12 protein-coding genes are annotated in these 12,136 nt (G+C 65.7%); 6 read left to right on the forward strand and 6 right to left on the reverse strand.

Going from position 1 to position 12,136, the window contains the following annotated elements; genetic code table 11:
- Window positions 1-9: 9 nt before the first annotated feature.
- The 3 genes from ACNJYD_RS33425 (at window position 10) to ACNJYD_RS33435 (ending at window position 3,287) form a co-directional block, all read left to right on the forward strand.
- Window positions 10-312: a copper-binding protein gene (locus ACNJYD_RS33425; RefSeq protein WP_172788126.1), complete on the forward strand. Its 303-nt coding sequence runs from the start codon at window positions 10-12 to the stop codon at window positions 310-312.
- Window positions 313-650: 338 nt separating this feature from the next.
- The gene (flhA, locus tag ACNJYD_RS33430; protein ID WP_172789644.1) at window positions 651-2,792 is read left to right on the forward strand and encodes a flagellar biosynthesis protein FlhA; all 2,142 of its coding nucleotides are present in this window, start codon (window positions 651-653) and stop codon (window positions 2,790-2,792) included.
- Between the two features lie 294 nt (window positions 2,793-3,086).
- On the forward strand, window positions 3,087-3,287 hold the full coding sequence (locus tag ACNJYD_RS33435) for a hypothetical protein (RefSeq protein WP_172789643.1): 201 nt from the start codon (window positions 3,087-3,089) through the stop codon (window positions 3,285-3,287).
- 282 nt (window positions 3,288-3,569) lie between these two features.
- Here the strand turns inward: ACNJYD_RS33435 and ACNJYD_RS33440 are convergent, their stop codons facing one another.
- From ACNJYD_RS33440 to fliI, 6 genes are all read right to left on the reverse strand, one after another.
- Window positions 3,570-4,790: an NAD(P)/FAD-dependent oxidoreductase gene (locus ACNJYD_RS33440; protein ID WP_439364542.1), complete on the reverse strand. Its 1,221-nt coding sequence runs from the start codon at window positions 4,788-4,790 to the stop codon at window positions 3,570-3,572.
- A gap of 299 nt (window positions 4,791-5,089) precedes the next feature.
- Entirely contained in the window at window positions 5,090-6,049 is a 960-nt protein-coding gene (locus tag ACNJYD_RS33445; RefSeq protein WP_172789641.1) for a helix-turn-helix transcriptional regulator, read from the reverse strand.
- 149 nt (window positions 6,050-6,198) lie between these two features.
- Complete coding sequence (locus ACNJYD_RS33450; protein ID WP_439364543.1) at window positions 6,199-7,257, reverse strand: anti-sigma factor domain-containing protein; 1,059 nt, start codon at window positions 7,255-7,257, stop codon at window positions 6,199-6,201.
- A 37-nt stretch (window positions 7,258-7,294) separates the two neighbouring features.
- Window positions 7,295-7,840, reverse strand: a complete 546-nt coding sequence (locus tag ACNJYD_RS33455) for a sigma-70 family RNA polymerase sigma factor (protein WP_172789639.1) — start codon at window positions 7,838-7,840, stop codon at window positions 7,295-7,297.
- Window positions 7,841-8,156: 316 nt separating this feature from the next.
- Window positions 8,157-8,576: a flagellar export protein FliJ gene (fliJ, locus tag ACNJYD_RS33460; RefSeq protein WP_172789638.1), complete on the reverse strand. Its 420-nt coding sequence runs from the start codon at window positions 8,574-8,576 to the stop codon at window positions 8,157-8,159.
- A gap of 121 nt (window positions 8,577-8,697) precedes the next feature.
- A complete protein-coding gene (gene fliI / locus ACNJYD_RS33465; protein WP_439364544.1) occupies window positions 8,698-10,023 on the reverse strand; it encodes a flagellar protein export ATPase FliI in 1,326 nt (441 codons plus the stop codon).
- 448 nt (window positions 10,024-10,471) lie between these two features.
- Here fliI and ctrA point away from each other — a divergent pair, with 448 nt between their 5' ends.
- From ctrA to ACNJYD_RS33480, 3 genes are all read left to right on the forward strand, one after another.
- Complete coding sequence (gene ctrA / locus ACNJYD_RS33470; RefSeq protein ID WP_016848562.1) at window positions 10,472-11,173, forward strand: response regulator transcription factor CtrA; 702 nt, start codon at window positions 10,472-10,474, stop codon at window positions 11,171-11,173.
- A gap of 163 nt (window positions 11,174-11,336) precedes the next feature.
- Window positions 11,337-11,741: a DUF350 domain-containing protein gene (locus ACNJYD_RS33475; protein ID WP_172789636.1), complete on the forward strand. Its 405-nt coding sequence runs from the start codon at window positions 11,337-11,339 to the stop codon at window positions 11,739-11,741.
- 1 nt (window position 11,742) lies between these two features.
- The gene (locus tag ACNJYD_RS33480) at window positions 11,743-12,135 is read left to right on the forward strand and encodes a hypothetical protein (RefSeq protein WP_439364545.1); all 393 of its coding nucleotides are present in this window, start codon (window positions 11,743-11,745) and stop codon (window positions 12,133-12,135) included.
- Window position 12,136: the final 1 nt, after the last annotated feature.

Here is a 12,136-nt window from a genome sequence, read left to right on the forward strand (position 1 = left end):
GAGATTCCCATGAACCGCATCATCAATATCACGGCCGCGCTGGCGCTGACCGCCGGCCTTGCGACCGCAACCCTCGCCGCCGAAGGCGCTTCGATCAGCGGCGAAGTGAAGAAGATCGACGAAGGCGCCGGCAAGATCACGCTCAAGCACGGACCGGCGAAGAGTCTCGGCATGGATGACCCCATGACCATGGTCTATCGCGTCAAGGACGCGGCGATGCTCAAGCAGGTGAAGGTCGGCGACAAGGTGACCTTCGAGGCCGAGGAGGCGTCGTCGGGCTACACGGTGACGAAGATGGAGAAGGCGAAGTAGCTTCCGCTGTCATTCCGGGGCGCGCCCCTTGGCGCGAGCCCGGAATCCATTTCACCACCATACCTGCGACCCGATGGATTCCGGGCTCGATGCTCCGCATCGCCCCGGAATGACACCCCGAAACACACCGGTCCACCCCTTCCCACCCCTCCGTTAACCCTTTGCTAACCATACACCGGGCAAAAATTGCCGGGTGAAGTCGAGTGTCGTCGGCCGCGTAGAACGGGAGGAACCCCGTGGACGCCAGTGCGGTGCCTCACTTTCGGAACGGCGGCCCATCGGCCGCCGCGCAGACGTTTGGGGCGCGCGGACGGCAGTCGCGCGGGGAGGCAGCTACCATGGTCGACGTCACCGCGGGACAGGGCGTAGGCAACGCCAAGCCCGGCATCCCCTCCCTCAACGACATCGTCACCGTCCTCAAGCGCGGCGACATCGCGCTGGCGCTCGGCATCCTCACCATCCTGGTGGTGCTGATCCTGCCCCTGCCCGCGATCGTGCTCGACCTGTTCCTGGCGATCTCGATCACGCTCTCGATCCTGATCCTGATGACGTCGCTGTTCATCCAGGCGCCGCTCGAATTCTCCGCCTTCCCGACCATCCTCCTGATCTCGACCATGCTGCGCCTGTCGCTCAACATGGCCTCGACCCGCCTGATCCTGTCGCACGGGCACGAGGGCACGGCTGCGGCCGGTCACGTCATCGAGGCCTTCGGCAACTTCGTGATGGGCGGCAATTTCGTCATCGGCATCATCGTCTTCGCCATCCTGATCATCGTCAACTTCGTCGTCATCACCAAGGGTTCGGGCCGCATCGCCGAAGTCGCCGCGCGCTTCCACCTCGACGCCATGCCCGGCAAGCAGATGGCGATCGACGCCGACCTCTCCGCCGGCCTGATCGACGAGAAGGTCGCCAAGGAACGGCGCAAGGAGCTGGAGGACGAAAGCGGCTTCTTCGGCGCCATGGACGGTGCCTCCAAGTTCGTCCGCGGCGATGCCATCGCCGGCCTCCTGATCGTCTTCATCAACGTCGTCGGCGGCATGATCATCGGCGTCGCGCAGCAGGGCATGTCCTTCGCCGACGCCGGCCGCACCTACACGCTGCTGACCGTCGGCGACGGCCTCGTCACCCAGGTGCCGGCGCTGATCGTCTCCACCGCGGCCGGCCTGCTCGTCTCCAAGGCCGGCGTCTCCGGCGCCGCCGACAAGGCGCTGATGAAGCAGTTCTCCGGCTATCCGCAGGCGCTGGCGATGTCCTCGGCGGTGATGCTGGTGCTGGCGGCGCTGCCGGGCATTCCGACCATTCCCTTCCTCGCGCTCGGCGCCGGCGCCGGCGCGCTGGCCTGGCACGCCCGCAACCACAAGAAGACCGCCATCAAGGCCGAGCAGGCCGCCATGGCCGCACCCGCTCCGGGAACGCCGGGCGCTCCGGGCGCTGCCGCGGCGGAAGAGCCGATCTCCGCCGCGCTCAAGATCGACGACCTCAAGATCGAGCTCGGCTATGCGCTGCTGCCGCTGGTCAACGGGCCCGACGGCACCGATCGCCTCACCGAGCAGATCAAGGCGCTGCGCCGCTCGCTCGCGATCGAGATGGGTTTTGTGATGCCGGCGGTGCGCATCCTCGACAACGTCCAGCTCGAGGCCAACACCTACATCATCAAGATCAAGGAGGTCGACGCCGGCACCGGCAAGATCTGGCCGAACCAGTTCATGGTCATGGACCCCGGCGGCAGCCAGGTGCAGGTGCCCGGCATCCACACCACCGAGCCGACCTTCGGCCTGCCCGCGACCTGGGTCGATGCCAGCCTCAAGGAAGAGGCCTCCCTCAAGGGCTACACCGTCGTCGACGCCGCGACCGTGCTGTCGACCCATCTCACCGAGCTGCTCAAGGCCAACATGTCGGACCTGCTGTCCTACGGCGAGGTGCAGAAGCTGCTCAAGGAGCTGCCGAAGGAGCAGAGCGAGCTGGTCAAGGACATCGTGCCGGGCCAGGTCACGGTCTCCGGCATCCAGCGCGTGCTGCAGCTGCTGCTCGCCGAGCGCATCTCGATCCGCGATCTCTCCACCATCCTCGAAGGCATCGCGGATTCGCTCGCCTTTTCGCGCAACCCCGCCACCATGGTCGAGCACGTCCGCGCGCGGCTGGCGCGGCAGATCTGCGCGCAGAACACCTCCTACGCCGGCTATCTGCCGCTGATAGCGCTCTCGGCGAAATGGGAGCAGGCCTTCGCCGAATCCATCATCGGCCAGGGCGAGGAGCGCAGCCTTGCGATGCAGCCGTCGAAGCTGTCGGAATTCATGACCGCCGTGCGCGAGGCCTTCGAGCGCGCCGCCCGCGAGGGCGAGGCGCCCGTGCTGGTCACCTCCGCGTCCATCCGGCCCTTCGTGCGGTCCCTGGTGGAACGGTTCCGGGCCCAGACCACCGTGCTGTCGCAGGCCGAAATCCACCCCAGGGCGAGGCTGAAAACGGTCGGAAGCATCTGATTTGCCTTAAGAAGCCGTGTGTTTTTCAGTCACAGGCAAATGGTTTTTGAGTTCCTGGCGCTTTGTCGACCAAGCGCCCAAAAGTCGGGCCACAGGCACATTACAGCTTTGAAATAATTGTATAAAACGACGATCGAAGGTCGCTTTTGATCGCGATCTTTCACGTCCTATCACGCTCTTGTGATGGCCTCTTGGGAACGATTCCACCCAATACTAGGTTGTTGGGCACCGGAAGTATGAACCTGCCTGAAGCGGCCGGCGACTACTTCGGGTAGATGGCGGCAGGAGGCTTCCATGAACCACTCGATCTACAGCGCAGATCGCGCGACCCATTTGAAAGTCGTGGTCGTCGCCCTCGTCGCAGGGATCGCGTTGGCAGGCCTCGGCATCACGGCACGCTCGGGTTCGGATGAAGGCCTGACCCAGACCGCCCGCGTCATCAAGGCCGGCAAGCCGGTCGTTGTCACCAGCTCGAACGCGTCCCTCGTTCGCTAAGGAGATCTGACGAGTTTTCTGAATTCACGCGGCTCTTTACCAGCCCCCCAAAGTCGCCACGTGGATATGTAGACGACCCCAACCCCAAGTCGACTACAGAAAGCGCCCGCCCCCCACGGGCGCTTTCCCATGTCTGGGGTACCTCGTCATTGCGAGCGCACGCGCGTCAAACTCGTCATTGCGAGCGCAGCGAAGCAATCCAGACTGCCTCCGCGGAAAGATTCTGGATTGCTTCGCTGCGCTCGCAATGACGGAGCAAGCGGCAGGGCCCTGCCTGTCAAACTACCTCCCCCCATACGTCGGCGGCGGCGCTTGCACGGTCGGCGCGGCCGCGGCGAACAGCTCGTCCTTGCGGCCGGTCAGCGGCGGATAGATGCGCTTGCGGTTGATGGTCTCTTTGGTCGCCTTTGCCGCGGCGCCGGTGGCGCGGACCTCGCGATTCCACCCTTCCGTATAGAGCGCACCCCAGCCGCCGAGGTCGAGCACGGTGACGTACCAGTCGATCCGCAGCGGCAACATGGGCAGGCCGACGAGATCGGCGACGACGTTGTGGCCGGCGAAGCGGCCCATGGGACGGGCGAACTGACAGGACATCACGGTCGGATGCAGACCGTCGATCACGCTCGAGGCGACATCGCCTGCCGCGAACACGCCGCCGACATCCGCAACCCGCATGAAGGGATCGACCAGCAGACGCCCGAGGCGATCGCGCCCGCCCGGAAAGCTCGCCGCCAAAGGACTTGCTCGCATGCCTGCGCACCAGATCACCGTCTGCGCCGGGATGAACTCGCCCGAGCTCAGATGCACGCCGGCCGCCTCGACCGAGGCGACGCGCACGCCGAGCCGCATCTCGACGTCGAGTGAGGTCAGGGCCGTCTCGATGACGGGACGCGCATGCGCGCCGATGCTGGCACCGACGCTCGGATTGGAATCGACCAGGATGATGCGGCGGCTGCCGGTGATGCCCGCATGCGCGAGCCGCGCCGGCATTTCGGCCGCGACCTCGATGCCGGTGAAGCCGGCGCCGACCACAACCACCGTTGAACGGCCGACAGACGGCGCGCTGCGTCCGAGCGAAACCAGATGATCTTCGAGGCGGAGCGCCGCGGCATAGCTGTCGACGTCGAAGCCATGCGCGGCAAGGCCGGGAATGTCGGGGCGCATCACCTCGCTGCCGAGCGCCAGCACGAGGCGGTCATAGGACAGCGTCTCCTCGCCGGCGCTGGTGACGAGCGAGATTTCGCGCCGGGCCGGATCGATGGCTTCGATCTCGCCGAGGCCGTGGCTGACACCGATCGGATCGAGCAATTGCGGAAGCGGAAGCGCGACCTCGGCCAGATCGGCCTCGTAATTGCGCACGCGGATGTTGTGATAGGGATTGCGGTCGACGAGATGGATCTCGATGTCGCGCTCGCTTGCGCCGATCTCCTCGCGCTTGCGCGCAGCGCCGATGGCCGCCCACAAGCCTGCAAACCCGGCGCCGAGCACGACGATACGCGCCATCTCCGCCTACTGCACTTTCCCGAGGATTACCTGCGGCCTGCCCGCAGAGACAGACTAGCTCAACAGCGGGCGGCGACCAAATGCGGCAGCGCCCGCGCCGCCAACACGAAATCGCGATCTACGCTTCGCGCAACGCGGCCGTGGGATGGGTGGAGCGAAGCGGAGCGCAGCTTGAGGACGACCTGGTGCGACATACACCGTCATTGCGAGCGCAGCGAAGCAATCCAGAGTCTTTCCGCTGGGGCAGACTGGATTGCTTCGCTGCGCTCGCAATGACGACCTTCCTACAGACCTGCGATCTACGCCTCGCGCAGTTCCGACGGCGTCGCGCCAAAGCGCTTGCGGAAGGCGCGGTTGAAGTAGGACAGATCGGAGAAGCCGGAGGAATGCGCGATGTCGCTGATCTTGCGCATCCTGGCGCGGGGATCGCCGAGCAGCTTGCGTGCCTGGAGCAGGCGCTGCTCCAGCACGAATTCGGTGAAGGTCGTGCCGGCCTGCTCGAACAGGCGCTGGGCCTGGCGCGGGCTCAAGCCCGAGCGCGTCGCAACTTCGGCGAGGCAGAGATCGTTGCGGCCGAGCGCGGCCATCACGTCGGCGCGCATGAGATCGAGGCGGGCCGCCGCCTGCCCGCGGCCGCGGGCGCGGCTTGCATGCTCGGCATCGGTGCCGAGCAGGAGACCGACGAGATCGACCATGTGCTGCGCGGTCAGGCGCTGGCCGACCGCATCGAGATGCGGCGCGTGATTGGCGGCGAGCGCGTGGTAGCGGAAGATGGTCTCGGCGACCGCGCCGTCGATGAGCACCTGCGAGAGCTTGTCCTCGGCACGCGGGCTGATGTCGAGCAACGCACGGCGCGGCATGCGAATGGTGGTGAAGCGGTCTGCCTCGGTGTGGCCGACTGTCCCGGTCACGCTCATGTCGACCAGCACCATCTGGGCGGGCGCGAGCTCGACGGTGTGGCCGTTCTGCCCGACGCGGACGAGCCCCGCATGGGCCGAAATCAGCACGAGATCGTCGCTGCCGTCGGCAAGGTGGCTCTGCGTGCGGGAATATTGCGCCGAGGCGCCTTCGGCAATGGCGAGCGCGATGTTGTCGACGACGCTGATCTGCAGCCGGCAATCGATGCTGTCGCCATGGCTCGGCCCGATATCGAGGCCACACGGACCGACGGCCCGCTCGCGCCAATGTTCGAAGGCCGCACCGTGCGGCAGGCCGGTATATTGGTGAACGAAGATGCCCGGCGTTCTCGCTGCATCCATCTGATTTCTCGCCCTTTCCGGCATCACCGCGTGCAAATTCCGGGAATTTGACGCCGCGGACCGGGCGGAGGTTCAAATCGGGGGCGGATTCAGGGGCATTTGTCGGGATGCGACGGTGGGACGGACCGTGGCGACAGTCGCCGCGGCCCCTATTTTTGCGCGGGCGCCTGCGGTTGGGACGGCGGCACGGTCTCGATCAGCTTGCCGGAAAACACCGGCGCGGAGGTCGGCTGGCCGTTCGGCGAGCCGCCGGCCTGCTCGACGGTGACGGCGTAGGTCGCGCCGTTGATGACCTCGGTATCGTAGGAAGCGAGCAGCGGACGCGCGGTGAAATCGCTGGCGCCGATGACGCCGAGCGAGCGCGGGCGCGGCAGCTTGTCCGAGATCAGCCAGAGCTCGAAGCTCTTCCCGGGCTCCGGTGTCGCGCCGACCTTGCGCACCGTGAAATTCCGCGTCGCGCCGTCGATCGTCATGATGAAGGCGGGACCACCGCCCTGGCCCTGCAGCAGCGCGACATATTGCGCGGAGGCGGCGAGCGGCGCCGCCGGCGTCTTCACCTCGACCGTCTGGATGCGCGGCGCGGGACGCAAGGCGCCCGGCAGCGCCTCGGGCAGGAAGATCTGCAGCGACAGCGTCACGAGCAGCGCGGCGGCGAGCGCGCCGATTGCGGATGCGACATTGCGCCAGCGCTTCACCCGGCCCTCGAGACGAATCACATTGCTGTCGTCGACCACCGGCGGCTGCGGCGCACGGACGACGTTGGCATCCGGAGCATGGACTTGCGGGATGAATTGCGGCGCGATGTCCGGAAGCGCATCAGGCTCGGGATGCGGCGCCTCGATCGGCCCGGCTTCGGGCTGCAGCGTCTCCAGCGGCTGCGAGCTCTCGGACGGAGGCTCCGCAGGTCCCAGCGAGAACGAGTCGGGCACAGGTGGCGGCGGCGGCGAAGCCTCGACGCGCACGGGCTGCTCCTGCGCGGCGGCCGTGCGCGCGATCTCCGCCCTGATGTTCTCCCACACGATCGGACGCGGCTCGACCGAGCCGACCATCTGGTTGAGCACGCCGAGCCGATAGGCCCAGGCCTGCACGATTTCGGCGAACGCCGGGTCCACCGCCATCATGGTCTCGACCTGCGCGCGCTCGTCGGCGCCGAGCGTACCGAGCGCGTATTCCGCGGCGAGCGCGATATGGTCCTCCGTGTAGGCCATCAATTGCAGTCCAGAACCACCCTCATCATCCAAGCGATCACAGTCCGAGGCACTCCCGGATTTCCAGCATGCTGCGCCGCAGCCACGTCTTCACCGTGTTGACGGGCGCGGCGAATTTCTCCGCCAATTGCTCGCGGCTCCAGCCGTTGTAATAGGCGAGCAGCACGAGCCTCTGACGGTCCGGCTCGAGCCGGCCGACGCATTCCAGGAGCCGCTTCAGCTCCTCGGTCATCTCGCGGCGCGCCAGCGGATCGGGACTTTCGGCCGCCACCTCCATCGCCTGAGGCTCTTCCTCGATGGAGGTTTCCGATTTTTTCCGCACGATGTCGATCGCGCGGTTGCGCGCAATCGAGGCCATCCACGTGATCGGCGACGACAGGGCCGGATTGAACTGGCCGGCGCTGTTCCAGATCTTGACGTAAGTCTCCTGAATGACCTCCTCCGCGAGATCCTGCCTGCGCAAGATACGGAGCACGACGCCATAGAGTTTCGCGCGCGTGGCGGCGTAGAGGCGCTCGAACGCGGCCTGATCGCCCTTTGCCACCGCCTCGATCAACCCGACCAGCTCTGCTGGCGTCAGCATTCAGCCCCCTGAAACGCGGCCCAGTCGCTTCCCTTCACCTCTCCCCGACGGGGAGAGGTCGATTTGCGCAGCAAATCGGGTGAGGGGGCGCAGGGCTGACGGGAGACCGTTACCCCTCACCCGGCGCTCCGCGCCGACCTCTCCCAAGGGAGAGGTGGTCACCGCCGTCGCTGGCACAGCATTCATCCCCGCTACCATAGCGCGCGGCCAAGCCGACCACCAAGGGGCGCGGCGCCACACTGTGGACAGCACATGCGAAAACCCGGACCTTGCGGGTCCGGGTTTTGGAATTTCTGGATGGTCTGGCGCTAGCGGCTCAGGCGACGGCGCCGATGCGGGCACGCATCAGGCCGATGCTGTCGAGGTCGGCCTGCTCGCGGGCGTTCTCCTCGGCGCGCTCGCGGGCCTGGTCGCGCTCGTCGAGCAGCTCGACCTTTTTCAGCTCCTCGAAGGCCTCGGCCAGTGCGGCCTTGGCCTCCTCGAGCTGGCCCCTGAGCTCGTCGGCCGAACGGGTCAGGTTCTCGCGGCGCTGGATCGCGGCTTTGGCGTAGGTCGGGTAGGCGAAGTGCGAGGGATCGTTGATCCCGGCGCGCTCCTGCTCGGTCTGGATCTCGCGTTCGAGATCGACCGACATGCGCTGGAAGTCGGCGATCATGGTCTCGATCTGGGTGACCCGGCGGCGCTTCTCGTCGACCTGAAATTTCTTCAGGCGGATGAGGGTATCTCGTGACTTCATCGACTCGTACTCCCCAGAAGTCCCCCCGCTGCACGTGGGACGATACCGGTCACCCCACGGGCCCGAAGGGGGCCCAGACCGGCTCTGCTACTCTGTGGGATCGGATGATGACCGGACAAAGTTAGCGTTCCGTTTCCAAATTGCCGAGGATTTGCGCCAATTGGCGATAGCCCTCCGCGAGCGATGCCTTTTCGTCCTTGCGCTGGCGCAGGAAGGCTTCCAGCGGCTCATTCAGGCGGATCGCCTCGTCGACCTCGGGACTGGAGCCGGCGCGGTAGGCGCCGAGACGGATCAATTCCTCCATGTCGGCATAGGTCGCCATCACCTGGCGCGCCCGCAGGATGACGGGCCAGAACTGCGGATCGGCCGATTTCGGCATGGTGCGCGAGACGGATTTGAGAATGTTGATCGCGGGGTAGCGGCCGCGCTCGGCGATCGAGCGCTGCATCACGATATGGCCGTCGAGGATGCCGCGCACGGCATCCGCGATCGGCTCGTTATGGTCGTCGCCGTCGACCAGCACCGTGAAGATCGCGGTGATGGCGCCCTCGCCCAGTCCCGGCCCGGCACGCTCCAAGAGCTTCGGCAACTCGGTGAAGACGGTCGGCGTGTAGCCCTTGGCCGTCGGCGGCTCGCCGGCGGACAGGCCGATCTCGCGCTGGGCCATGGCAAAGCGCGTCACCGAGTCCATCAGGCAGAGCACGTCCTTGTCCTCGTCGCGAAAGTACTCGGCGACCGCGAGCGTGAGGTACGCCGCCTGGCGGCGCATCAGCGCCGGCTCGTCGGAGGTCGCGACCACAACGACCGAGCGCGCGAGGCCCTCCTCGCCGAGATCGTCCTGAAGGAATTCCTGCACCTCGCGGCCGCGTTCGCCGATCAGCCCGATGACGCTGATATCGGCATCGACGTTGCGCGCCAGCATCGACAGCAGCACCGACTTGCCGACGCCGGAACCTGCGAAGATGCCCATGCGCTGACCGCGGCAGCAGGTGAGAAAGGTGTTCATGGCGCGCACGCCGAGATCGAGCGGGCTGCCGACGCGCTTGCGCGAATGTGCAGGCGGCGGCGTATTGCGGAACGGCATCGGCGAAGAGCCTTGCGGCAGCGGCCCCTTGCCGTCGATCGGCTCGCCCAGCGCGTTGACGACGCGGCCGAGCCAGGCCGCGGATGGCCGCACTTGATTGGCGGCGTTGGCGATCACCGCCTTGCAGCCGCGGCGCACGCCCTCGAGGCCGGCGAACGGCATCACCACGGCATTGTTGCCGGAGAAGCCGATCACCTCGCAGGGAATGGTGCGGTTGGCGCCGGTCTCGATCACGAGCCGCGCGCCGACCGACATCGCGTGAATCGGGCCGGCCACCTCGACCATCAGACCGCGAACGCCGACGACGCGGCCATAGATGTTGATGCCGTCGATGTCGCCGATCTGTTCGGCCAGCGCCTTCATAGGGGGGCCTTCATCGGCAGCGCACCTTCATATGAGGGGCCTCATGAGATGGTCGCCTTTGGTGATCCCGGGACATCACGGTGGAAACCTTAAGTTTCGCCATATTTCTGAACGGCGCTTAACTTCGTGTTTACCCGCATCATTAATCATTGCGTCACTGTCTTTGAGACTGAGCGTGACTCCCCTTCAGAAGAAGGCTGAGTCGCGGGAGTCGGTTAGGCCCGTCTCTTAAAGTGGAGCTTGAACGGAATCGGGTAACGAAAGCTGCTTCTCCCGCAAGACCTTAGGGCGATTCGACAAAAATTGCACCGGGGGGACTTGCGTTCCAGAATCAGACTTTGTTAACCATCTGTTGTCAGGATCCGAATCAGTTGTTCAAAGGCGTTTTGTTGAGTGCCGCGAATGCGGCCGACCTGACGCCCAGGAGCGGCGACTATGGGGAACTGGCATGCGCGTTTTGCTGATTGAAGATGACAGCGCCGTCGCGCAGTCGATCGAGCTGATGCTGAAGTCGGAGAGCTTCAACGTCTACACGACCGATTTGGGGGAAGAAGGCGTCGATCTCGGTAAACTATACGATTACGACATTATTCTCCTCGACCTCAACCTGCCCGACATGTCCGGCTACGACGTGCTCAAGCAGCTCCGGGTCTCCAAGATCAAGACACCGATTCTGATCCTCTCCGGCCTCGCCGGCATCGAGGACAAGGTCAAGGGTCTCGGCGTCGGCGCCGACGACTACATGACCAAGCCCTTCCACAAGGACGAGCTGGTGGCCCGCATCCACGCGATCGTGCGCCGCTCCAAGGGCCATGCCCAGTCGGTCATCCAGACCGGCGACCTCGTCGTCAACCTCGACACCAAGACGGTGGAAGTCGGCGGCCAGCGCGTGCATCTGACCGGCAAGGAATATCAGATGCTGGAGCTGCTCAGCTTGCGCAAGGGCACGACCCTCACCAAGGAAATGTTCCTCAACCATCTCTATGGCGGCATGGACGAGCCCGAGCTGAAGATCATCGACGTCTTCATCTGCAAGCTCCGCAAGAAGCTCGCCAACGCCTCCGAGGGCCGCAACTTCATCGAGACCGTCTGGGGCCGCGGCTACGTGCTGCGCGAGCCGCACGAGGCCGACGAGCGCATCCCCGCCTGATCTTAGGGGTTTCGCGAGCCCAGTCAGGCTCGCTCCTCCCAGCCTGGACCCCGCCGCAAATGGCGGGGTTTTCGTTTTTTGGGGTGAGGCTTCATCCGAAGCTTAACGTTTGAACCACTAGCCTTCCCCTGCCGACGAATGGTCGCTGCACGATGGGGGAACGATGATCCTGCAATCACTCGCCGGCCTGCCCGCCTTCCTGGTCTATTTCTGCACCGGGCTGATCGCGATCGTGGCCTATCTGTTCGTCTATACCCGCATCACGGCCCATAACGAGTTCCAGCTCATCCGCGACAACGAGCCGGCCGCGGCGATCGCGCTCGGGCTGAGCCTGCTCGGCTTCGTGGCGCCGCTGGTCAGCGCCATCGCGCATTCGGCGAACGTGCTGGACTGCCTGATCTGGGCGACGATCGCGCTGATCGTGCAGGTCATCGTGTTCTTCCTCATCAAGGTCCCGGTCCCCAACCTCTCGGAGCGGATCTCCGCCGGCGAGCTTGCCCCGGCGATCTGGCTCGGCCTGTCCTCGCTCGCCGCGGGGCTGCTCAACGCCGCCAGCATGATCTACTGACATGGCCGACAAACCCGCCAAGAACGAGTTCGGCAAGCGCCGGCCGGTGGCCGAGCCGCCGCTCTCGCGGCCGCCGATGAAGCGCTCCGGCCACGTCGCGCTGCTGGTGATGGGTACGATCGCCGTCGGCACCACCGCCTACACCTTGATGCCGCGGCAGACCTGCGAGCCCTCCCCCAGCGCCGTGCCGGGGCAGACGACCACGACTTGCACCACCAGCAGCAGCAGCAGTTCGTCGGGCGGCAGCAGCTCGCGCTGGTCGTCGCGATCGAGCTTCTTCGAGAGCGATTCATCGAGCCATTCCTCGTCGGGCACGTCGTCGGATTCCGGCCACAGCAGCGTGAGCCGTGGCGGCTTCGGCTCGTTCGGCCATGGCTTCTCCGGCGGGGGTTGAC

Origin of the sequence: Bradyrhizobium sp. SPXBL-02 (assembly GCF_051853065.1) — a bacterium.
In the GTDB taxonomy this organism is placed as follows: domain Bacteria; phylum Pseudomonadota; class Alphaproteobacteria; order Rhizobiales; family Xanthobacteraceae; genus Bradyrhizobium.